The organism is Kitasatospora sp. NPDC003701 (genome assembly GCF_053587085.1).
Map to the genome: position 1 here is coordinate 39,059 of NZ_JBSFNM010000001.1, position 22,017 is coordinate 61,075.

A 22,017-nucleotide genomic window follows, 5' to 3' on the forward strand; every position below is an offset into this window, starting at 1 on the left:
TCGGCCGACAGGACCCGAACCCCCCCCACCCCCACCCATGCGTTCGGACGAGACGAGACAGAGGACCCCTGTGAGAACCCGAGCACCGATCTTCCGCTGGATGGCGAGCGCGCTCGCCACCGGCCTGCTGGCCCTGGCCGGCCCGCTGCTGCCGACCACCACGGCCGCCGCGGCCGGCGGCCCCGACCTGGCGGCCGGCAAGCCCGTGTCCGCGAGCAGCAGCACCGCCGGCCGGGCCGTCACCGCCGTCAACGACGGTGACGCGTCCACCTACTGGGAGAGCGCCAACGGCGCGTTGCCGCAGTGGGTCCAGGTCGACCTCGGTACCGCCGCCGCCGTCGACGAGGTGGTGCTGAAGCTCCCCGCGTCCTGGGAGAGCCGCACCGAGACGCTCGCCGTCCAGGGCAGCGCCGACGGCACCGGCTTCACCACGCTGGTGGGCTCGGCCGACTACGCCTTCGCGCCCGGCACCGGCAACACCGTGCGGATCGCCTTCCCGGCGGCGAGCACCCGCTTCCTGCGGTTGGCGGTCTCCGCCAACACCGGTTGGCCGGCCGCCCAGATCGCCGAGCTGCAGGTGCACGGGGCCGGCGCCGCGGGGGCCAACCTGGCCCTCGGCCGGGCGTTCACCGCCGGCAGCCAGAACCAGGCCTACACCCCGGCGAACGCCGGTGACGGCAACGCGTCCAGCTACTGGGAGAGCGCCAACGGCGCGTTCCCGCAGTGGGTGCAGGTCGACCTCGGGGCCGCGGTGGCGGTCAACCGGGTGGTGCTGCGGCTGCCGGCCGGCTGGGAGCGCCGGACGCAGACCCTGTCCGTCCGGGGCAGCAGCGACGGCAGCACCTTCACCGATCTGGCCGCCTCCGCCGAGCGGGTCTTCGACCCGGCCGCCGGGAACGCCGTCACCCTCGACCTGGGCGCCGCCACCACCCGGTTCGTGCGGGTCACCGTGAGCGCCAACACCGCCTGGCCGGCAGCCCAGTTGAGCGAGCTGGAGGTGTACGGGCCGGCCACCGGCGACACCCGGGCCCCCACCGCTCCGACGGGCCTGGCGTACACCCGGCCCTCGCCCGGCCAGATCCGGCTCACCTGGACGGCCTCGACCGACGACACCGGCGTCACCGGCTACGACGTCTACGCCGACGGTGAGTTGCTGACCACCGTGGCCGGCACGGTGCTGAGCTACACCGACAGCCGGCCGGACAGCGCGACCGTCTCCTACTACGTGAAGGCCCGCGACGCGGCCGGCAACCAGTCGCCGAGCAGCAACACGGTCACCCGGACCGGGCAGTCGGGGGACACCCAGGCGCCGTCCGCGCCCGGCTCCCTCGGCTTCACCCAGCCCTCGCCCGGGCAGATCCGGCTCACCTGGACGGCCTCGACCGACGACACCGGCGTCACCGGCTACGACGTCTACGCCGACGGCGTGCTGCTGACCACCGTGGCCGGCACGGTGCTGAGCTACACCGACAGCCGGCCGGACAGCGCGACCGTCTCCTACTACGTGAAGGCCCGCGACGCGGCCGGCAACCAGTCGCCGAGCAGCAACACCGTGGTGCGGTCCGGCAGCGGCGGCGGGACCAACCTGGCCGCGGGCAAGCCGATCAGCGCCTCCTCGGTGATCCACACCTTCGTCGCGGCCAACGCCAACGACAACGACACCGCCACCTACTGGGAGGGCAACGCCAACAGCTACCCGGACACCCTGACGGTGGCGCTGGGTTCCAACGCGGCGGTGGCGTCCGTCGTGGTCAAGCTGAACCCGGCCGCGGCCTGGGGCGACCGGAGCCAGACCATCGAGGTGCTCGGCCGGGACCAGTCCGGCGGCGCCTTCACCACCCTGGTGCCGGCGCGCAGTTACGCCTTCGTCCAGTCGGCCGGGAACTCCGTGACCGTCCCGGTCGGCGCCGCCGCGGCCGACGTCCAGCTGCGGATCACCGCCAACACCGGATCGACCGGCGGCCAGGTGGCGGAGTTCCAGGTGCTCGGCACCCCGGCGCCCAACCCCGACCTGACCGTCACCGAGGTGACCGCCACCCCGGCCGCGCCGGTCGAGACCGACCCGATCCGGCTCTCCGCGACGGTCCGCAACGTGGGCACCCTGCCGTCGGCCGCCACCGCCGTCGGCTTCTACCTGGGCTCGACCAAGGTCGGTACCGCCCAGGTCGGCCCGCTGGCCGCCGGCGCCGCCGGCACCGTCACGGCCGACGCGGGCGTGCGCGCGGCCGGCAGCTACCAGCTCTCCGCCAAGGTCGACGAGGCCAACGCGGTGATCGAGCGGGACGAGACCAACAACACCGGCACCGCCCCGGCCGCCCTGGTGGTCGCCCGGGCGCCCGGGTCGGACCTGCTCGCCGCCCCGACCGCGTGGGCCCCGGCCAACCCGGCCGCCGGGAACGCCGTCACCTTCTCGGTGGCGGTGCGGAACCAGGGCACCACGGCCTCCGCCGGCGGCGCCCACGCCATCACCCTGACGGTCGCCGACGCCGCCGGCACGGTGGTCAGGACGCTGTCCGGCGCGTACACCGGCACGATCGCCCCCGGCGCGACCACCGCGCCGGTGACGCTCGGCACCTGGACGGCGGCCAACGGCCGGTACACCGTGAGGACGGTGATCGCGGCGGACGCCAACGAGCCGCCCGCCAAGCAGGCCGACAACACCTCCACCCAGCCGCTCTACGTCGGCCGGGGCGCCAACATGCCCTACGACACCTACGAGGCCGAGGACGGCGTCCTGTCCGGCGGGGCGGGCCTGCTCGGCCCGAACCGGGTCGTCGGGGACCTGGCCGGCGAGGCGAGCGGCCGGCGCGCGGTGACGCTGAACTCCACCGGCGCCTCGGTCGAGTTCACCACCAGGGCGCCGACCAACACCCTCGTCACCCGGTTCTCCATCCCCGACGCCGCCGGCGGCGACGGCACCGACGCCACGCTCAGCGTCTACGTCGACGGCGCCTTCCTGAAGAAGATCGACCTGACCTCCAAGTACGCCTGGCTGTACGGCGCCGAGACCTCGCCGGGCAACTCGCCCGGCGCGGGCGCCCCGCGGCACGTCTACGACGAGGCCAACGTGCTGCTCGGCACCACCGTCCCGGCCGGCAGCCGGATCAGGCTGCAGAAGGACGTGGGGGACACCTCCCGCTACGCGATCGACTTCGTCAGCCTGGAGCAGGCCACCGCGACGCCCAACCCGGACCCGGCGCACTACGCCGTCCCGGCCGGCTTCACCCACCAGGACGTGCAGAACGCCCTGGACAAGGTCCGGATGGACACCACCGGCACCCTGGTCGGGGTCTACCTGCCCGCCGGCGACTACCAGACCGCGAGCAAGTTCCAGGTCTACGGCAAGCCCGTCAAGGTGATCGGCGCCGGTCCCTGGTTCACCCGGTTCCGCGCGCCCGCCACCCAGAGCAACACCGACGTGGGCTTCCGCGCGGAGGCGTCGGCGAACGGCTCGACCTTCGCCGGGTTCGCCTACTTCGGCAACTACACCTCCCGGATCGACGGCCCCGGCAAGGTGTTCGACTTCGCCAACGTGGCCCACATGGTGATCGACGACATCTGGGTCGAGCACATGGTCTGCCTCTACTGGGGGGCCAACACGGACTCCATGACCATCAGCAACAGCCGGATCCGCGACACCTTCGCCGACGGCGTCAACATGACCAACGGCTCCACCGACAACCTGATCACCAACAACGAGGCCCGGGCCACCGGGGACGACTCCTTCGCGCTGTTCTCCGCGATCGACGCGGGCGGCGCGGACGAGAAGAACAACGTCTTCGAGAACCTGACCTCGATCCTCACCTGGCGGGCGGCCGGAGTGGCCGTGTACGGCGGCTACGCCAACACCTTCCGCAACATCTACATCGCCGACACCCTGGTCTACTCGGGCGTCACCATCAGCTCGCTGGACTTCGGGTACCCGATGAACGGCTTCGGCACCGACCCGACCAACCTGCAGAACATCTCGATCGTCCGTGCCGGCGGGCACTTCTGGGGCTCCCAGACCTTCCCCGGGATCTGGGTGTTCTCAGCCTCCAAGGTGTTCCAGGGCATCCGGGTGAGCGACGTGGACATCGTCGACCCGACGTACCACGGCATCATGTTCCAGACCAACTACTCCGGCGGACAGCCGCAGTTCCCGGTCAAGGACACCGTCTTCAGCAACATCTCGATCACCGGCGCGCGCCGCAGCGGTGACGCCTTCGACGCGAAGTCCGGCTTCGGGATCTGGGCGAACGAGTCGGCCGAACCGGGGCAGGGCCCGGCGGTCGGGTCGGTGGTCTTCAACAACCTGCGGCTGGCCGGCAACGACCAGGACATCAGGAACACCACCTCGACCTTCACCATCACCGTGAACCCGTAGCCCTCCGGGCCCCTTCGAGCAGGTGCCGCCGGGCGCAGTTCCGCCCGGCGGCACCGTCGGCTGCGGGCTGCGGGCTGCGGGCTGCGGGCTGCGGCTGCGGCTGCGGCTGCGGCTCCGGCTGCGGGCTGTGGCTCCGGCTGCGGAGGAGGTTCAAGAGAGCGCAAGAGGACGCAAATTCTTGCGAAGAACGACGTACACTCCCCCCATGACACGACGACTTGCCCAGGTGGCGCAGAAGGTCGGGGTCAGCGAGGCCACCGTCAGCCGGGTGCTGAACGACAAGCCCGGCGTCTCGGAGGCGACCAGGGCCGCCGTGCTGACCGCCCTGGACGTGCTCGGCTACGAGCGCCCCACCCAGCTGCGGGGCGAACGCGCCCGGCTGGTGGGCCTGGTCATGCCCGAGCTGCAGAACCCGATCTTCCCGGCCTTCGCCGAGGCGGTGGGCGGTGCGCTGGCCGGCCAGGGGTTCACCCCCGTGCTCTGCACCCAGACCGCCGGCGGGGTCTCCGAGGCGGACTACGTCGACCTGCTGCTCTCCCAGCAGGTCTCGGGGGTGGTCTTCTTCGGCGGCCTCTACGCCCAGGCCGACGCCGCCCACGACCACTACGACCGGCTGGCCGAGCGCAGCCTGCCGACGGTGCTGCTGAACGCGGCCATCGAGGGGCTCGACTTCGCCCGGGTGTCCTGCGACGACGCCGTCGCCGTCGAGCAGTCGATCGGCCACCTCCGCCAGCTCGGGCACCGCAGGATCGGCCTGGTGCTCGGTCCGGCCGACCACGTGCCGTCCCGGCGCAAGCTCGCCGCCGCGCAGGCCGCGGCGGCGAAGGCCGGCCTCGACCTGCCGCAGAGCCGGGTCGAGCGGGCGCTGTTCACGCTGGAGGGCGGCCAGGCCGCCACCACCCGGCTGCTCCGGGAGGGCGTCACCGGCATCATCTGCGCCAGCGACCCGCTGGCGCTCGGGGCGATCAGGGCGGCCCGCCGGGCCGGTCTCTCGGTGCCGGACGACGTGTCGGTGATCGGCTACGACGACTCGTCCTTCATGACCTGCACCGATCCGCCGCTGACCACCGTCCGGCAGCCGATCGAGGCGATGGGCCGGGCCGCGGTGGACCTGCTGGTGGGGGAGATCGGCGGGGCCCGGATCACCCACGACGAGCTGCTGTTCGAGCCGGAGCTGGTGGTCCGGGGGTCGACGGCGCCGCCGCGCGCCCGGTCCTGAAGCCCGGGCGCCCGGCCCTCGGCGCCGCGTGCCCGGTCCTGAACACCGCGCACGAGGGCTGAAGCCCGCGCACGAGGGCTGAACACCGCGCACGAGGGCTGCTGAACACCGCGCACGAGGGCCCCTGGAGACCGGCCGGTCTCCAGGGGCCCTCGCCGTGCCGGCCCGTCAGGGGCCGTACACCTGGAACTCCGAGAGCTGGCCGGCCGGCCAGCCGGTGTTGCCGGTGAAGGTGAGCCGGAGGTACCGGGCGGTCGTCCCGGTCACCTGGACGGTGACGGTGTTCCCGGTGGCCGGGTCGAAGCGGTACCCGGCCGAGGGCTTCACCGCGGTCCAGGAGGCGCCGTCGGTGCTGCCCTGGACGGTCAGGGTCTCGGTCCTGGCCTCCCAGCCGGCCGGCAGTGCGAGCACCACCCGGCCGAGCACGACGGGGCTGCCGAGGTCGCCCGTGATCCACTGCGGGAAGGCGTTGTTGGCGCTCTCCCAGTAGCTGGCCCGGTCACCGTCGTTGGCCCGGTCGGGCCGGTAGACGTCGGCGAAGCCGCTCGCGGTGACCGGCTTCCCGCGCAGCAGGTCCACCGTGCCGGGCGGGTTGGTCGGGGGTGTCGTGGTGGGCGGTGTCGTGGTGGGCGGGGCCGTGGTGGGCGGGGTGCCGGCGAGGGCGGTCAGCTCGGCGAGCTGGGCGGCCGGCCAGCCGGTGTTGCCGGTCACCGTGACCCGGAGCCAGCGGGCGCCGGTGGCGGCCGGGAAGGCGACCGTGGCCGTGTTGCCGCCGGCCGGGTCGAAGAGGACGCCCCGGGCCGCCGCCAGCTCGGTGAAGGACGTGCCGTCGCCGGAACCGGACACGCTCAGGGTCTCGGTCCTGGCCTCCCAGCCGGCCGGCAGCCGGAGTTGGACGCCCCGGACCTCGGACGTGCCGCACCGGTCGACCGTGATCGACTGCGGGAAGGCGTTGTTGGCGCTCTCCCAGTAGGTCGCGGCGTTGCCGTCGACCGCGTTGGCGGCGGCGTAGGTCTGGTTGCTGCTGCTCGCGGTGGCGCCGACGGTGCAGGCCGGCGGGGTGGTCGGGCCGGTCGGGGTGCCCGACGGGCTCGGGGTGCCGGTGGGGGACGGGGACGGCGTGCCCGTCCCGCCGCCCGGCCGGCCGCCGTAGGTGAACTGCGGGGCCGGCCAGGTGCCGGTGCAGGTGGCGCCCGCCCACCCGGAGTTGCCGCCGCCGTCGGTGATCCGGAACCCGGCGCCGACGCAGTTGTGGGTCGGCGTGGCGGCCTGGGCGATGTTGCGCGCCTTCACATTGGTGAACCGCATGCTGGACTCGGCCTGGGCCTGGATGGCGTAGGTGCCCGCGCCGTCGATGGTGACGTCGGTGAAGGAGATCCCGCTGGAGGCGCCCTCGATGGTCTGGATCGCCTCGTAGGAGCTGTCCAGGAGGTCGGTGTCGGAGATGGTGACGGCGGCGCCGGTGATCGGCTCGTTGAGGCCGCTGAACCAGACCGCCCCGACGCCGAAGTTCCAGTTGTAGTCGCTGTTCCCGGTCCGGATCAGGGTGTTGCGGGCCGCGGTGACGGTGCCCGCGACGGCGGTCCCGTGCCCCGAGTCGACCCCCGGGTAGCGGTTGGCGATGTGCAGGCCGCCGCCGTTGCTGACGGTGTCGGCCATCACGTTGTCGGAGATCGTGAAGTCCCGGCCCCCGTAGGTGACGATGTTGTTCGCCAGGACCGGCACGACGACCGTGTTGTGGGTGAAGCTGTCGCCCACGTTGGGGACGCGCTCGGGCCAGGAGGCCAGGCCGTCGTCGCCGGTGTTGCGGACGAAGGTGTTGGTCACCGAGGAGTTGGTCACCCCGGTGTGGAAGTTCACGCCGTCCGCGGTCTGGTCGAGGATGCGGCTGTTCTTCAGGGTGAAGCGGTCCATCGGCCCGTCCATCCAGGCGCCGACCTTGGTGTGCTGGATCCACAGGTTGTCGACGGTGGAGTCGCTCATCGCCCCGCCGAGCGCGTTCACCTGGTCGTCGTCCACCCGCTCGCGGACGTCGCCGATGATGGCGAAGTCCCGCAGGGTGACGCCCCGGCTCGGACCGTTGGCCTCGTGCGGCCGGATCGCGCCGCCGTAGCCGCCGCCCGGCACGTACTTGCCGTAGATGCCGGCGGCCCGGTTGCGGTTGACCGGGTCGCGGCCGCCGAGCACGCTGTACCAGGGCCCGGCCCCGGCGAGGGTGACGCCGTCCACCACCACGTGGTCGTACAGGGTGTAGCTGCCCGGCGGGATGTAGACCGGCCGGCCCTGGGCCCGGCCGGCGTCGACCGCCGTCTGGAACCGCGCGGTGTTGTCGGTGGCCCCGGTCGGGTCGGCGCCGAAGTCCGCGACCACGTCGAGCGCCCCGGCGGGTTTGGCGATCGGTGCGCCGACCTGCTCGAAGTCGGCCAGGTCGACGGTGAAGGTGGGGGACTGCGCGGTGGAGGACACCTGCAGTCGGATCCTCGTGCCCGCCGGCAGCGAGGAGCCGAACATGGTCCGGGCCTCGTCGTAGAAGTGGTGCGGGTTGGTGTCCCCGGGGTTGTTGTTGAAGGGGTAGCCCCCGTAGTACCAGCCGTACCTGGAGGTGACCGGGACGTCCTTCAGCTTCGACCCGTTGACCAGGAGGTCGAGCGAGGCGTCCCGGCCCCGGCCGTCCGGGCTGTCCGGCAGGCTGTAGCGGAAGGTCATCGCGTCGGCCGGCGCGCTGAGCGTGAACTCGACGTACTGGCCGGCGGCGGCGAGCGTCACGGCCTGGCGGCCGGAGGCCTCCGAGGGGAGCGTGCCGTAGCGGCGATCGGGGCCGATCACCGTGCCGTTGGTGGCCGCGAACTCGGCCTCCTGCTCCTTGAACGCCACGGCGGCGCCCCGGCCGGGGACGTCCAGCGGGGAGAGGGTCGGCACGGCCGCGGCGTGCGCGGGCTGGGTGGAGAGGGTGAGCAGGGCGGCTGCGGAGAGGGCCGCGGCGGTCAGCGCGGCGAGCGGTGCACGCAGTCGGCGGAAGGCGGGTGGGGGCATGGGCGACGTCCTCGCTGGCGTGGGTGGGAACGGCCGAGCGAGGGAGACACTAGGCGCGCCTCTGCATGAAGTCCATGGATACACGCAAAAGATTGACAGTCATACTGCAAAAAGGGGTGGGTTCGCGACGGGAGAACGCCCGCCGGGAGCTCCGCCGGCCAGTGCTCCGGGGGGTACGGCCGGGGCAGGTCACTGCCGCTCCGGTGGCCGGGCCGGGGTGCGGCCCGGTGCCGCCGGAGCCCCGGGTGGCACTCCCGCACCGCCGGCCGCAGCAGGAATGGCCGGATCGGCCCGCCGGGCCCGTCCGGCGACCCGGAAACGGGCCCCCGTCGGGGGTTCGGCGTGCCCCGGGCGGCCGGACGGGCGTAGAACGGACGCAGCGCCGGAGATCACCGGGACGCGCGAACCGGAGGAGGACAGCTGTGTGGAGCGACCCCCGGCACGGCCCGCTGGTCTCGATGCTGCTGGCACTCACCGTCGTCACGGGGCTGGTGGACGCGGTGAGCTACCTGGCCCTCGGCCATGTCTTCGTCGCCAACATGACGGGCAATGTGGTGTTCCTGGGCTTCGCCCTCGCCGGTGCGGCCGGCTTCTCCGTGACGGCCTCGCTGGCCGCGCTGGGCGCCTTCCTGGCGGGCGCGGTCGCCGGCGGCCGGCTCAGCGAGCGCCTGCCCGGTCACCGCGGCCGGCTGCTGGTGGTCTCCGCCGTCGTCCAGGCGGCCCTGCTGGCCGTCGCCACCGTGGTGGCGGCGCTGGCCGGGCACACCGCCGAGCCGGTCCGCTACACCCTGACCGGCCTGCTCGGGCTCGCGATGGGGTTGCAGAACGCCGTCGTCCGCTCCCTCAAGGTGCCCGACCTCACCACCACCGTCCTCACCATGACCCTGACCGGCCTGGCCGCCGACCGGGCGGGCCTGCGCCGGTTCGCCTCGGCCGGCTGGATGTTCGGCGGTGCCGTCCTCGGCGCCGTGCTCGTCCTGAACGCCGATGTGCCGGCCGCGCTCGCCCTCGCGCTGGCCCTGCTGGCCGCCGTCGCCGCCCTCACCCGCCGCGCCTCCGCCGGCGACCCGGCCCCGGCCTGGACCGGCCCGGACGGCGCGCCCTGAGACGCCGCCGGGACCGGCCGTCCGTCGACCGTCAGTCCTCCTGCGCGCCGCCGGGGCTGCGGCTGGTGCGGCCGCTCCAGAGCGGTTCGAGCCTGGTCCAGGACCGCTGCCAGGCGCGCTCGGCCCGCCGGTCGAGGGCCCGCAGGCGCAGGGCGAGCGCTCCGACGACGGCCGCCCCGACGGCGGTGAAGCCGGCGAGGCCCGCGCAGGCCGCCTCGACCGCCACGCCGGCCCGGGTGGTCGGGGCGTCGGTCACCAGGCCCGCCTCGTCGACCCAGATGGTGACGGTGGCTCCGACCACGGCCGTCCGGTGCACCTCGACGGTGCCGGTGCGCGGCCGGCCGTCGGGTCCGGTCCAGGTGGCCTCGGCGGCGACCCGGCCCTGGTAGCCGCCCGCCGCGCGGCTGCCCACCGCGGCGCCGTGCCGGCCGGTGCCGGTCACCACGGCGTCGACCTGGCGCAGCCGTGCCAGATCGGCGTCGGCGTCCCGCCCGACGGTCTGGTAGCCGAGCAGCGCGCCGCCGACGGCGGCGGTCAGGCCGAGGAGCAGCCCCAGCAGGGCCGCGCACCACGCCCGGCTGCGCGACCGGTCCAGCGGCCGGACCAGGGGATCGCGGTCGGTGCCGGAGGCCCGCCGCAGCTGCCGCCCGGCCCGCCGCGGCAGCGACGCGGGCCGGACCGGGCCGGGGGTGCTGGACACGATGCGTGCTCCTCGGGTGATGGGTCGCAGCGGCGTTCGGGGCGCCCGGCCGGGATCGTCCGGCGGGCCCCGGCTCCCAATCTCCCCCCGGCCCGGCCCCCGCACAAGAGCCGTGCGCGCACCACCCGGGCGGGCCGGCGCGGGGCCCTGACGGACCGCCATCCGGCGCGGTCCGCCCCGGCTCGCGGAACGACCGGGACGTTCGGCCCTCGGCAGGGCGGGGGCCTGCGGGGCAGGCTGGTCGCAGCCGCGTCCTCCATGTGCCGGGACGCGGCGGGCCCGGCTCGCTGTGGGGGCGTGTCGGGCCACCCGTGTGGAGCGGGGGGCGGACGTGGGGCCGCCTCCCGCTCACGCCCGCCCGCCCGCTCACGCCCTCCCGCGCGCCCGGCGGTGCCCTCCGTCCATGCCCTGCCCGGCGGTGTCCTCCGGCGGCCCCGGTGCGCTCCGGTGTCCTCGACATCCATCGGATGATCAGCATCTTCGCAGCTCGGGGCCCTGTTCTTCCCGGCTATACACTCGAAGTATACGTCTGGTGTATGTTCCTTCCCATGAGTGTTCCTTTGACCCTTCTCGGGCTGCTGGAGCGTGAGCCGAGCCATGGCTACGACCTCAAGCGCGACTACGACGCCTTCTTCGGACGGGGCAAGCCGCTGCCCTACGGCCAGGTCTACGCGACGCTCGGCCGACTGGCCCGGGACGGCAAGGTGGTGCCCGGCGAGGCCGAGCCCGGCGACGGTCCCGAGCGCAAGCGCTACGTGATCACCGAGGCCGGCGTGACGGAGTTCGAGCACTGGCTCACCGAGCCCGTCTCGCCCGAACCCAACCTGCAGACGGTGCTGTTCACCAAGGTCGTGCTGGCCCTGATGCTCGGCCGCGACGCCGAGGCCTACCTCGACACCCAGCGCGCCGCCCACCTGCGACGGATGCGCGAGCTGACCGGCCTGCGCCGCGACGGCGCACTGGTCGACGCCCTGCTCGCCGACCACGGACTGTTCCACCTGGAGGCCGACTTGCGCTGGATCGACCTGACCGCCGCCCGCCTGGACGCGCTCGCCGAGGCGGTGCGGTCATGACGCCGCTGATCGAGGCCCGCGACATCACGCTCGCCTTCGGCGAGACCCCGGCCCTGCGCGGCGCGAGCCTGGCGGTCGACGCCGGCGAGGTGCTCGCCATCATGGGCCCCAGCGGCTCCGGCAAGTCGACGCTGCTGCACTGCCTGGCCGGCATCCTCACCCCGGACTCCGGCGAGGTCCGCTTCGACGGGCAGCGGATCGACACCATGACCGAGGTCCGGCGCAGCGCCTTACGGCGGGACCGGTTCGGCTTCGTCTTCCAGTTCGGCCAGCTCGTCCCCGAGTTGACCGCCGAGGAGAACGTCGCGCTGCCGCTGCTGCTGAGCGGCACCGGGCGGGCCGCCGCGCTCGCCGAGGCCCGGCCCTGGTTCGCCCGGCTGGGCCTGGACGGCATGGAGAAGCGCCGCTCCGGCGAGCTGTCGGGCGGTCAGGCGCAGCGCGTCGCCCTCGCCCGCGGCCTGGTGGCGCGGCCCCGGGTGCTGTTCGCCGACGAGCCGACCGGCGCGCTGGACTCGCTCACCGGCGAGCAGGTGATGGAGCTGATGGTCGGCGCCGCCCGCGAGCAGGGCACCACCGTCATCCTGGTCACCCACGAGCCCAGGGTCGCCGCCTACGCCGACCGCGAGGCGATCGTCCGGGACGGCAGGGCCACGTCGTTCTCCGCCGGCTCCCTCGCGGCCCGCGCGGACGGGCGGGTCGCCCCGTGATCGCCTTCGCGCTCCGCCTCGCCGTCTCCGGCGGTCGGGAGGCCGTCGGCCGGCTGATCGTCATCGCCGCCGCCGTGGCGGTCGGCGTCGGCCTGCTGCTCTCCACGCTCGCGAGCATCAACGCCGTCGACAAGGCCAACGAGCGGCAGCTGTGGACCAACACCGGAGCGGCGTCCCGGACCGAGTCGGCCCCGGTGGACCCGCTCTGGTGGTGGGGCCACGGCGACTACTACGACGGCAGGGAGATCTTCGAGGCCGACGTCGCCGCCACCGGTCCGACCTCGCCCGTCCCGCCCGGACTGGCCGCGCTGCCCGCGCCCGGCGAGTACTACGTCTCGCCGGCGCTCGCCGAACTGCTGCGCGCGACCCCCGCGGCGGAGCTCGGCGACCGCCTCCCCGGCCGGCCGGCCGGGGTCCTGGGCGACGAGGCGCTGCCCTCCCCGGACTCGCTGTTCGCGGTGATCGGCCGGACCCCGGCGGAGCTCGAGGGCGTGCACGGGGCCCGCCGGATCACCACCATCGCCACGGCGGTCCCGGCCGTCTGCGACAACGACTGCCCGGGGGCGGGCGTGCGCGGCGACGCCATGACGCTGATCCTCTCCGTGGTGGCCGGTGCGCTGATCTTCCCGGTGGTCGTCTTCATCGGCACCGCCACCCGGCTCTCCGCCGCCACCCGGGAGCAGCGCTACGCCGCGATGCGGCTGGTCGGTGCCACCCCCGGGCAGGTCTCTGTGATCTCGGCGGTGGAGTCCACCGTGGCCGCCGTCGTCGGCACGGTGGTGGGCTTCGGCCTCCACTTCGCGCTGCGCCCGCTGGTGGCGACCGTCCCGTTCACCGGTGAGCGGTTCTTCGTCGACGATCTGACGATCACGCCGCTCCAGGCGGTGGCGGTGGCCCTGGGCGTTCCGGTGGCGGCGGCGGTCGCGGCCCGGCTGGCACTGCGGCGGGTCACCGTCTCACCGCTGGGGGTCACCCGCCGGGTCACCCCGAAGCCGCCGACCCACTGGCGGCTGGTCCCGCTGCTGGCCGGTCTCGCCGAGCTGGGTTGGTTCGTCAACCGGCGCCCGGACACCACCGACGGGCAGACGGCGGCCTATCTGACCGGCTTCCTGGTGATCATGCTCGGTCTGGTGGTCGCGGGCCCCTGGCTCACCCTGGCCACCGCCCGGGGCGTCGCCCGGCGCACCAGCCGCCCGGCCACGCTGATCGCGGTGCGGCGGCTCGCGGACGACCCGAAGGCGGGCTTCCGCTCGGTCGCCGGACTCGTCCTCGCCCTCTTCGTCACCACCGCGACGGTCTGCGTCATCGGCACGATCGACGAGAACCGCGGCGCGCTCAGCGGTGACCCGCAGACCCGGGTCGCGGTGGAGCACGGCGCGATGGTCGACGAGCCGCCGATGACGGACGCGCTGCCGGCACAGCTGCTGGCCGATCTCCGGGCGGTGCCGGGGTTCCGGGGCCTCACGGTGGGCCACGACAATCCGCAGGCCCTCGGCCGGGAGCCCGGCGAGCGCCTCGGCTTCTCCCCGGCCCTGGTGCTCTGCACCGACCTCGCCCAGACCCCGGTGGCGGGCCACTGCCCGGCCGGCGCCGACGTCGCCGGCGTCCCGCAGTTCGCCTTCCTGGACCTGCAGTCCAACGCCGCGCACGAGTGGGCGGCCGCGCCGATCTCCGCCGCGGCGGCGGCCGAGCTGCCGGTGCGCACCGTCCTCGTGACCACCGACGGCTCCGCCGCGGCCATGGAGCGGACCAGGACGCTGCTCACCAGGGCCTACCCGCAGTACCGGGCCCGGACGGTCGGCGACTGGGGCTCCACCCAGCAGAAGCAGCTCGCCGGCTGGCGGCAGCTGGCCGACGTGGTGCTGCTGACCACCCTGCCGATCGCCGGCTGCAGCCTGGCGGTGAGCGTGGTCGCGGGGCTGTCCGACCGCAGGCGGCCGTTCGCGATCCTGCGGCTGACCGGTGCGCCGCTGCGCCTGCTCCAGCGCGTGGTCGGCCTGGAGAGCGCGCTGCCGCTGCTGGTGGTGGCGGCGATCGCGACCGGGACGGGCTTCGCCGCGTCGGCGATGTTCCTGAAGTCGCAGATGGACTACGACCTGGTCTCGCCGGGCGCGGTGTACTTCGCGCTGGTGGCCCTCGGCCTGGCGGTCTCGCTCGGGATCATCGCCTCGACGCTCCCGCTGCTCAGGCGGATCACCGGCCCGGAGGCGGCCCGCAACGGCTGAACCGGCTCGCGCCTACCCCGCCACCGGCGTCCGGCCGATGACGGGGTAGGCGTACGTCCCGGCCCGGGCCGCCGAGGGGCGGTCCGGCAGCCAGGCGCCGAGGACCAGCGCGGACGGGTAGAACATCGGCTCGGGCAGGGCGTCGAGCGGGACGCGCTCCCAGCCGGCGCAGGCGTGCGGCTCGGTGACCACGGCGGCGGCCAGGCTCGGCGGGGCGAGCACGGCCGCCGTGAGCCGGGGGCGGCCGAGCTCGTGGTCGAGCAGCACCGCGAGCACCCGCATCGCGCCGGCCGGCAGCACGATGCCGGTCTCCTCGGCGAGTTCGCGCGCGGCGGCCTGCTCGAAGGACTCGCCGGGGTCGTCCACCTTGCCGCCGGGCAGGCTCCAGGTCGGCGGCTCGCCGGCGGTGATCCGGTGGCCCAGCAGGACCCGGCCGTCCCCGGTGGGCACGATCACGCCGGCGCCGATCAGCGGTGCGGTGGTCAACTCGGTTCTCCTCGCTGGGTCTACCAGGCGGCGCGGTCGAAGTCCTTGAGGAAGCAGCCGAAGAGGTCCTCGCCCTGCTCGCCGCGGACGATCGGGTCGTACACCCGGGCCGCGCCGTCGACCAGGTCGAGCGGGGCGTGGAAGCCCTCGTCGGCCAGGCGCATCTTGTCCGGGTGCGGGCGCTCGTCGGTGATCCAGCCGGTGTCGACGGCGGTCATCAGGATGCCGTCGGACTCGAACATCTCCTGCGCGCTGGTGCGGGTGAGCATGTTCAGCGCGGCCTTGGCCATGTTGGTGTGCGGGTGGCCGGCGCCCTTGTAGCCGCGGGTGAAGACGCCCTCCATCGCGGAGACGTTGACCACGTACTTGCGGCGGGACGCCGAGGCGGCCATCGCCGGGCGCAGCCGGCTGATCAGGATGAACGGCGCGGTGGAGTTGCAGAGCTGGACCTCCAGCAGCTCCACCGGGCCGACCTCGTTGACGGTCTGCACCCAGCTGTTGGTGGGCGCGAGGTCGGGCACCAGGCCGCCGGCGTCGATCGCGGTGCCGGCCTCGATCCGGGCGGGCGTGGCGGAGCCGGTGACCAGGGCCAGCGAGGTGACGTCCTCGGCGGAGATCCGCTCGCCGCCGCCGCTCGCCTGGGCGGGCAGCGCGGGCAGGTCGACGCTGCCGCTGCCGAAGCGGCCGATCGTGGTGGACTGCGGCAGCTCGCCGGCCGGCAGCGGCGCGGACTCGGCGTTGACCAGCTCGCGGTACGACTCCGGCGGGCGGCGCACGGTCTGCGCGGCGTTGTTGATCAGGATGTCCAGCGGGCCGTCGGCGGCGACCTCGTCGGCCAGGGCCATGACCTGCGCCGGGTCGCGCAGGTCGATGCCGATGATCTTCAGACGGTGCAGCCAGTCGGCGCTGTCCGGCATCGCGGTGAAGCGGCGGATGGCGTCGTTGGGGAAGCGGGTGGTGATGGTGGTGTGCGCGCCGTCGCGCAGCAGCATCAGGGCGATGTACATACCGATCTTGGCCCGGCCGCCGGTGAGCAGCGCGCGCTTGCCGGTGAGGTCGGCGCGGGCGTCGCGGCGGGCGCGGTTCTTCACCGCGCAGCTCTGGCAGAGGTTGTGGTAGAACGCGTCCACCTCGACGTACCGCTGCTTGCAGGTGTAGCAGGAGCGCGGGCGCTCCAGGATGCCGGCGATCTCGGTGGTGGTGACGGTGGTCAGACCGAAGACCCCGGCCGTCTCGTCGTCGATCCGGCTCGGTGCGCCGGTGGCGGTGCGGGCGGTGACCTCGCGGTCGTTCGCGGTCTTGCGGGCCCGGGTCTCCTGGCGGCGGCGCTGCTTGAGGGTGCGGAATATGCCGCCGACGGCCTTGCGGACGGTGATCGCGTCCGGGTGGTCGACGTGCAGCTCGTCCAGCTCGGCGAGCACGTCGAGGCAGAGCCGCAGCCGCTCGGGGTCGAGGCCGGGACCGTAGTCGATCTCCTCCTCGGTGACCTCCGTGCCGCCGCCCTGCTCGATGTCCTGCTCGATGTCCACGCCCGCCGTCATGATGCCCGCTGCCGCTTTCCTGGATTGCCTCGCCGTTACCGCGTGAATGCTACGGGAGCGGCCCTGGCCGGGGCGAAAAGGCGATCACTTGGAGGAAGCTCCAAGCCGGAGCCCGTGCCGGTGATCATGCGTTGTGCACTGTGCCAGCAATCGCACGCGAACTGGCTTTTGGCCCCGGGGTAGCGGAGAATCGAACGTTGGGTGCCGGGCGCCCGAGTGCGCCCGGCGGCCTCGCCGCAACCGCACCCGAGGTGTACCTTCTCCCAGCCAGAGAGCCCTTTTACATGCGCTTCCTGAACGACCTCAAGCCCTCGTACGACCTCACGTACGACGACGTCTTTATGGTCCCCAGCCGCTCCGCCGTGGGCTCCCGGCAGGGTGTCGACCTCTCCTCGAACGACGGCACCGGCACCACCATCCCGCTGGTGGTGGCCAACATGACCGCCATCGCCGGCCGCCGGATGGCCGAGACCGTCGCCCGCCGCGGCGGCCTGGTCGCCATCCCGCAGGACATCCCGACCGAGGTGATCGCCGACGTCATCGGCTGGGTCAAGCAGCGCCACCTGGTGCACGACACCGCCATCACCCTGGCCCCGGGCGCCACCGTCGCCGAGGCCCTCTCGCTGCTGCACAAGCGCGCGCACGGCGCGCTGGTCGTGGTCGAGGACGGCCGGCCGATCGGCGTGGTCACCGACTCCGACTGCCAGGGCGTCGACCGCTTCACCAGCCTCGCCGACGTGATGTCCCGCGACCTGCTGCTGCTCGACGAGGGCATAGACCCGCGCGCCGCCTTCGACAAGCTGAGCGAGGCGCACCGCAAGCTCGCCCCGGTGGTCGACGCCGACGGCCGCCTGGTCGGCATCCTGACCCGCAAGAACGCGCTGCGCGCCACCCTCTACACCCCGGCCGTCGACGCGCAGGGCCACCTGCGGGTCGCCGCCACCGTCGGCATCAACGGCGACGTGGCCGGCAAGGCCAAGGCCCTGATCGAGGCCGGTGCCGACGTGCTGGTGGTCGACACCGCGCACGGCCACCAGGAGTCGATGATCAGCGCGCTGCGCGCGGTGCGCGGGCTCGACCCGCAGATCCCGATCGTGGCTGGCAACGTGGTCTCCGCCGTCGGGGTCCGCGACCTCGTCGAGGCGGGCGCCGACATCCTCAAGGTCGGTGTCGGCCCCGGCGCCATGTGCACCACCCGGATGATGACCGGCGTCGGCCGCCCGCAGTTCTCCGCCGTCCTGGAGTGCGCCGCCGAGGCGCGCCGGCTCGGCAAGCACGTCTGGGCCGACGGCGGCGTCCGCCACCCGCGCGACGTCGCGATGGCGCTGGCCGCCGGCGCGTCCAACGTGATGATCGGCTCCTGGTTCGCCGGGACGTACGAGGCCCCGGGCGACCTCCAGACCACCGCCGACGGCCGCCAGTACAAGGAGAGCTTCGGCATGGCCTCGGCGCGCGCGGTGAGCAACCGCACGTCCCAGGACTCCGCCTACGACCGCGCCCGCAAGGCGCTCTTCGAGGAGGGCATCTCGCACTCGCGGATGTTCGTCGACCCGGCCCGCCCGGGCGTCGAGGACCTCATCGACTCGATCGTCGCCGGCGTGCGCAGCTCCTGCACCTACGCGGGCGCCTCCAGCCTGGAGGAGTTCCACGAGAAGGCCGTGGTCGGCATCCAGAGCGCGGCCGGCTACGCCGAGGGCAAGCCGCTGCACTCCAGCTGGGCCTGATCACCCGCAGCCCGCTCGACCGGCTCGACCTGCTTGATCTGCTCGACCCGCTCGACCGGCTCAGCCGACGGCTGGCCGGTTCCTCGCCACGGGGAGCCGGCCGGCCGTCGGCCGTTCCGGGTGGTGCGGGTCGCGGGGTCCGCGAGGTCCGGCCGTTCCGGTCCGGGGCGCGCCCCGGTCGGGCCCGAGCGGGGTGAGCAGGGCGCGGCCGAGCAGACCGACCGAGCCGTCCAGCGCGGCGGTGAGCGCGGTCGCGGCCGAGGGCACGTCCCGGAGCCGCCAGAGCGCCCGGACGGTCGCCCAGGCCGCGTCCCGGGCGGCGTCGACCGACCAGGCGCCCAGCAGGTGCGTCAGCGGCTCGGCCCGCTCCAGGACGTCCGGCCCGGGCATCAGCTGCTCCCGGACGACCGCCTCCACCCCGGCCAGCAGGCCGTTGATCCGGTGGTAGTCCTCGGCGAGCCGCTCCGGCCCGCAGCCGAGCCGGTGGCAGGTGTCGACCACGGCGAGCGGCAGGTCGTGCTGGATGTGGGCGTTCATCCCGGCCAGCGCGAACTGCAGCGGGTGCACCCCCGGGTGCGCGCGCAGCTCGAAGAGCGGCCGCCAGCAGGCCGGTGCCGGCCGCCCGGCCGTGACGGCGTCCACGGCCAGCAGGTAGCGCCCGGCGAACACCACGTCCAGCTCGGCCATCGCGGCCGGGTCGGCGAAGTACGGGCGGCCGGGGCGGAGCGGGGCGCGGTCGGGTGGCGTGCGGCGGGGCGGCTCCGCGCGCGGCCGGCCGAGCCGGCGCCGCACGGCGTCCGTCACGGTGAGGTACATCCGGTTGAACACCGCCACGCCGTCGTCCGGCGGCAGCCCGGCTCCGATCTCGCGCAGCCGGGCGATCACCCCGTCGACGGTGACCGCGCCGCCGGCCGGTGTCGAGGTCGCGGCAGTACCGGGCATGCGTCACCCTCCGATGTCGATCGTGCACTGATCGCATCATCGTGACAGCGGCCCGGGTGAACGGCCGGGCGCCGCGCGGACGCCGGCCGGGTGCGCCCCCGGTACGGTCAGCCCAGCTCGTACTCCAGCACGTAGGTGTGCCCGCCCTCGTCGTCGATCGACAGCTCGAACGTGCCGGTGATGCCCGTCAGCTCCCCGGCCCCGGTGCCCGCCACCACCCCGATGGCGAGCCGCTCGCCCCGGCCGTCCGGCGCCGCGTGCTGGAGCACGAAGGAGCCCTTCCGCCCGTCCAGCTCGCCGGTGAAGTGCTCCACCGCGACGTACGCGGCCGGGCTGCCCGTGCCGTCCAGCACGGAGAGCATCCGCACCACGCTGGTGCCGGTCAGACCGCCGGTGAAGGTCTTGGTGATCCGGACCCGGCCCAGCGTCGCGCCCGGCTGCTCGTCCGTCTCCTCCGGTTCGAAACTCGTCAGCTCGAACGATCCGCCCGTGCTCCGGCCCATGGTCGTGTCCCCTCGACGCAGCTGCTCGGCCGGCGCCCCGCCGGTCGCGTTCACAGCCTGGCACGGGCCACCGACAGTCGCCCCCGGCGGCGGGCGCCGCGGCGGGTCAGGTCTCCCAGCGCAGCGCGAGGAGCGCCGCGTCGTCGGTCGGCCCGGCGTCCCCGAGCCAGTCGCCGACATCGGCGAGCAGCGCGTCCAGCACCGCCTCGGGGCTCGCCGCGGGCAGCGCGGCGAGCCGCTGCGCCAGCGGGTAGAACCGGTCCGCGGCGTCGCGCGCCTCCGAGACGCCGTCGGTGTAGAGCAGCAGCAGGTCACCCGGGAGCGGGTCGAAGCCGCCCGCCCGGTAGTGCCCGCCGATCAGCCCGAGCAGGCCCAGCGGGGGAGCGTGCTGCGGCGGCTCCAGCTCGGTCACCCGCCCCGCGCGGCGCAGCAGCGGGTGCGGATGCCCGCAGTTGACGAAGCCGGCCCGCCCGCCGGAGCGCTCCACGTCGAGCAGGAACGCGGTCGCGAAGCGCTCGTTGACCCGGCGGCCCGCCAGCGCGGCGTCCAGCCGCTCGGCGACCCGGGCGAGGTCCGGCTCGGTCCGGGCCGCCTCCCGGAACACCCCCAGCACGTCCGCGGCCGTCTCCACCGCCGGGAGGCCGTGCCCCTGGACGTCCCCCAGCAGGATCCGGATCCCGTGCGGGGTGTCCACCACCTCGTAGAGGTCCCCGCCGATCCGGGCCTCGGCCGCCGCCGCGGCGTACCGCACGGCCACCCGCAGCGGCCCGAGCCGCTCCGGCGGCGGGCGCAGCAGCGCCCGCTGCGCCGCCTCGGCGACCGTCCTGACCTGGGTCAGCTCGCGCTCCCGGGCCGACACCAGGACGACGTTGGCGGCGCTGGCCAGGGTGGCGGCGAGGACGGTGATGAGCGCGGCGAGGTGGACGGAGGTGGGCAGGCCGCTGTTGCTGAGTTCCAGCAGCGCCACGGCGGCGGTGGCGACCGCCCCGGCGAACAGGGGCACCCGGGCCGAGCGGCTGGTCGCCCCCGCCAGCATCGGCGCCACCGCGAGCACGGGGGAGAGCGTCGTCCCCGGCCCGGAGAGCAGATCGGCCACCACGGCGGCGACCAGCAGCAGGAACGCGCAGCTGAGCAGCCTCCTGGTCCGCCGGGGCAGGCGCAACGGCGGCAGCGCGTCGTGCGGGCCGTCTGTGGTCACACGGACACCTCCGGTGGGCGGGCGGCGGGGCCTCCATGTCCACTCTCCACCGGCCCGGCGGCCCCCGGCACCTCGGGCGTCCGGCGGCTCCGGCCGCCGCGGCGGCCCGGTTAGGCTGGCCGCGAGATGAGACGCAAGCGCAAGGCACCGACCGCACCCCTCCCGCAGCGCCGGGGGGTGGATCCGGTGCACCTGCGGCTGCCGGCCGAGGGGCCGTGGCCGACGGTGCGCGCCTACCTGGCCGAGCGGCTGCCGACCGTCGACCCGGAGCGGATCGACGCGCTGCTGCGCGGGCGCGAGATCGTCGGCGTGGACGGCCCGATCGGGCCGGACGAGCCGTTCCGCCCCGCCGGGCACCTCTGGCTCTACCGCGACCTGCCCGCCGAGGTCCCCGTCCCGTTCGAGCTGGCGGTGCTGCACCGGGACGACCACCTGGTGGTCGTCGACAAGCCGCACTTCCTGGCCACCACCCCGCGCGGCCGGCACGTCGTCGAGACGGCGCTCTCCCGGCTGCGGCACGGGCTCGACCTGCCCGCGCTCAGCCCGGCGCACCGGCTGGACCGGCTGACGGCGGGCCTGGCGATGTTCGTGGTGCGCCCCGAGGACCGGGGCGCCTACCAGACGCTGTTCCGCGACCGGCTGGTGCGCAAGGAGTACCAGGCCGTGGCGGCCTACGACCCGGCGCTCGCACTGCCCCGCACGGTGCGCAGCCACATCGTCAAGGAGCGCGGCGTGATCGCGGCGCAGGAGCTGGACGCCCCGCCGAACAGCGAGAGCCGGATCGACCTGGTCGAGCACCGCGACGGGCTGGGCCGCTACCGGCTGCGGCCGCTCAGCGGGCGCACCCATCAGCTGCGGCTGCACATGAGCGGCCTCGGGGTGCCGATCCTGGGGGATCCGGTGTACCCGGTGGTGCTGCCCGAGCCGGCGCCGGACGACTTCCGCCGGCCGCTGCAACTGCTCGCCTCCGTGGTCGAGTTCACCGACCCGCTGACCGGTCTGCCGCGGCGCTTCGAGACCCGCCGCACGCTGGCCGCCTGGGCCGAGCCGCAGTCCTGGGCGGAGCCCGCGCCCTCCGGCCGGCCCGCCTCCGACCAGGGGCCGGGGCCCGGCCCGGGCCTCGGTCCGGCGGCCTAGGCCTGCCCTAGGCCGAACGGACGATCGGCCCCCCGGCCTGCGGGCCGATCCGGACCG

The 22,017-nt window shown here is 74.5% G+C and carries 15 protein-coding genes and 1 pseudogene; 8 read left to right on the plus strand and 8 right to left on the minus strand.

Going from position 1 to position 22,017, the window contains the following annotated elements:
* The first annotated feature begins 37 nt into the window (after positions 1-37).
* Positions 38-4,366: a galactose-binding domain-containing protein gene (locus ACWDRR_RS00150; protein WP_449769882.1), complete on the plus strand. Its 4,329-nt coding sequence runs from the start codon at positions 38-40 to the stop codon at positions 4,364-4,366.
* Between the two features lie 205 nt (positions 4,367-4,571).
* A complete protein-coding gene (locus tag ACWDRR_RS00155) occupies positions 4,572-5,585 on the plus strand; it encodes a LacI family DNA-binding transcriptional regulator (RefSeq protein WP_449769883.1) in 1,014 nt (337 codons plus the stop codon).
* A 168-nt stretch (positions 5,586-5,753) separates the two neighbouring features.
* On the opposite strand, the gene ACWDRR_RS00160 is transcribed toward ACWDRR_RS00155, so the two are convergent.
* Positions 5,754-6,164: a discoidin domain-containing protein gene (locus ACWDRR_RS00160; RefSeq protein ID WP_449770245.1), complete on the minus strand. Its 411-nt coding sequence runs from the start codon at positions 6,162-6,164 to the stop codon at positions 5,754-5,756.
* A 72-nt stretch (positions 6,165-6,236) separates the two neighbouring features.
* A pseudogene (locus tag ACWDRR_RS00165) lies at positions 6,237-8,618 on the minus strand (discoidin domain-containing protein); the annotation flags it as partial.
* A gap of 458 nt (positions 8,619-9,076) precedes the next feature.
* Between ACWDRR_RS00165 and ACWDRR_RS00170 the strand changes: the two are divergent.
* Positions 9,077-9,724, plus strand: a complete 648-nt coding sequence (locus ACWDRR_RS00170) for a YoaK family protein (protein WP_449770246.1) — start codon at positions 9,077-9,079, stop codon at positions 9,722-9,724.
* A gap of 31 nt (positions 9,725-9,755) precedes the next feature.
* Here the strand turns inward: ACWDRR_RS00170 and ACWDRR_RS00175 are convergent, their stop codons facing one another.
* Positions 9,756-10,424 (minus strand): Rv1733c family protein, encoded by a 669-nt coding sequence (locus tag ACWDRR_RS00175; protein ID WP_449769884.1) that lies wholly within the window; start codon positions 10,422-10,424, stop codon positions 9,756-9,758.
* A 548-nt stretch (positions 10,425-10,972) separates the two neighbouring features.
* On the opposite strand from ACWDRR_RS00175, the gene ACWDRR_RS00180 reads away from it, so the two are divergent.
* From ACWDRR_RS00180 to ACWDRR_RS00190, 3 genes are read left to right on the plus strand one after another with little or no spacing between them, the layout of a single operon-like run.
* Positions 10,973-11,497: a PadR family transcriptional regulator gene (locus ACWDRR_RS00180; RefSeq protein WP_449769885.1), complete on the plus strand. Its 525-nt coding sequence runs from the start codon at positions 10,973-10,975 to the stop codon at positions 11,495-11,497.
* On the plus strand, positions 11,494-12,204 hold the full coding sequence (locus ACWDRR_RS00185) for an ABC transporter ATP-binding protein (protein ID WP_449769886.1): 711 nt from the start codon (positions 11,494-11,496) through the stop codon (positions 12,202-12,204). Before ACWDRR_RS00180 ends, ACWDRR_RS00185 begins: the two co-directional genes overlap by 4 nt.
* On the plus strand, positions 12,201-14,429 hold the full coding sequence (locus ACWDRR_RS00190; protein ID WP_449769887.1) for an FtsX-like permease family protein: 2,229 nt from the start codon (positions 12,201-12,203) through the stop codon (positions 14,427-14,429). Before ACWDRR_RS00185 ends, ACWDRR_RS00190 begins: the two co-directional genes overlap by 4 nt.
* A gap of 12 nt (positions 14,430-14,441) precedes the next feature.
* On the opposite strand, the gene ACWDRR_RS00195 is transcribed toward ACWDRR_RS00190, so the two are convergent.
* Both ACWDRR_RS00195 and ACWDRR_RS00200 read right to left on the minus strand, forming a co-directional pair.
* A complete protein-coding gene (locus ACWDRR_RS00195) occupies positions 14,442-14,915 on the minus strand; it encodes a nucleotide triphosphate diphosphatase NUDT15 (RefSeq protein ID WP_449769888.1) in 474 nt (157 codons plus the stop codon).
* A 20-nt stretch (positions 14,916-14,935) separates the two neighbouring features.
* Entirely contained in the window at positions 14,936-16,438 is a 1,503-nt protein-coding gene (locus ACWDRR_RS00200; RefSeq protein ID WP_449770247.1) for an SDR family NAD(P)-dependent oxidoreductase, read from the minus strand.
* A 302-nt stretch (positions 16,439-16,740) separates the two neighbouring features.
* Here ACWDRR_RS00200 and ACWDRR_RS00205 point away from each other — a divergent pair, with 302 nt between their 5' ends.
* A complete protein-coding gene (locus ACWDRR_RS00205) occupies positions 16,741-18,180 on the plus strand; it encodes a GuaB1 family IMP dehydrogenase-related protein (RefSeq protein ID WP_449769889.1) in 1,440 nt (479 codons plus the stop codon).
* Between the two features lie 60 nt (positions 18,181-18,240).
* Here the strand turns inward: ACWDRR_RS00205 and ACWDRR_RS00210 are convergent, their stop codons facing one another.
* The 3 genes from ACWDRR_RS00210 to ACWDRR_RS00220 all read right to left on the minus strand — a co-directional run bounded on the left by ACWDRR_RS00210 (position 18,241) and on the right by ACWDRR_RS00220 (position 20,823).
* Positions 18,241-19,122 carry a DUF5995 family protein gene (locus ACWDRR_RS00210; RefSeq protein WP_449769890.1) on the minus strand — a complete coding sequence of 294 codons (882 nt, stop codon included), beginning with the start codon at positions 19,120-19,122 and terminating at the stop codon, positions 18,241-18,243.
* A 107-nt stretch (positions 19,123-19,229) separates the two neighbouring features.
* On the minus strand, positions 19,230-19,625 hold the full coding sequence (locus ACWDRR_RS00215) for a DUF3224 domain-containing protein (RefSeq protein ID WP_449769891.1): 396 nt from the start codon (positions 19,623-19,625) through the stop codon (positions 19,230-19,232).
* Between the two features lie 106 nt (positions 19,626-19,731).
* Positions 19,732-20,823 carry a PP2C family protein-serine/threonine phosphatase gene (locus tag ACWDRR_RS00220; protein ID WP_449769892.1) on the minus strand — a complete coding sequence of 364 codons (1,092 nt, stop codon included), beginning with the start codon at positions 20,821-20,823 and terminating at the stop codon, positions 19,732-19,734.
* Positions 20,824-20,949: 126 nt separating this feature from the next.
* Here ACWDRR_RS00220 and ACWDRR_RS00225 point away from each other — a divergent pair, with 126 nt between their 5' ends.
* Positions 20,950-21,960, plus strand: coding sequence for a pseudouridine synthase (locus ACWDRR_RS00225; RefSeq protein ID WP_449769893.1), 1,011 nt, complete (start codon positions 20,950-20,952; stop codon positions 21,958-21,960).
* Positions 21,961-22,017 lie beyond the last annotated feature (57 nt).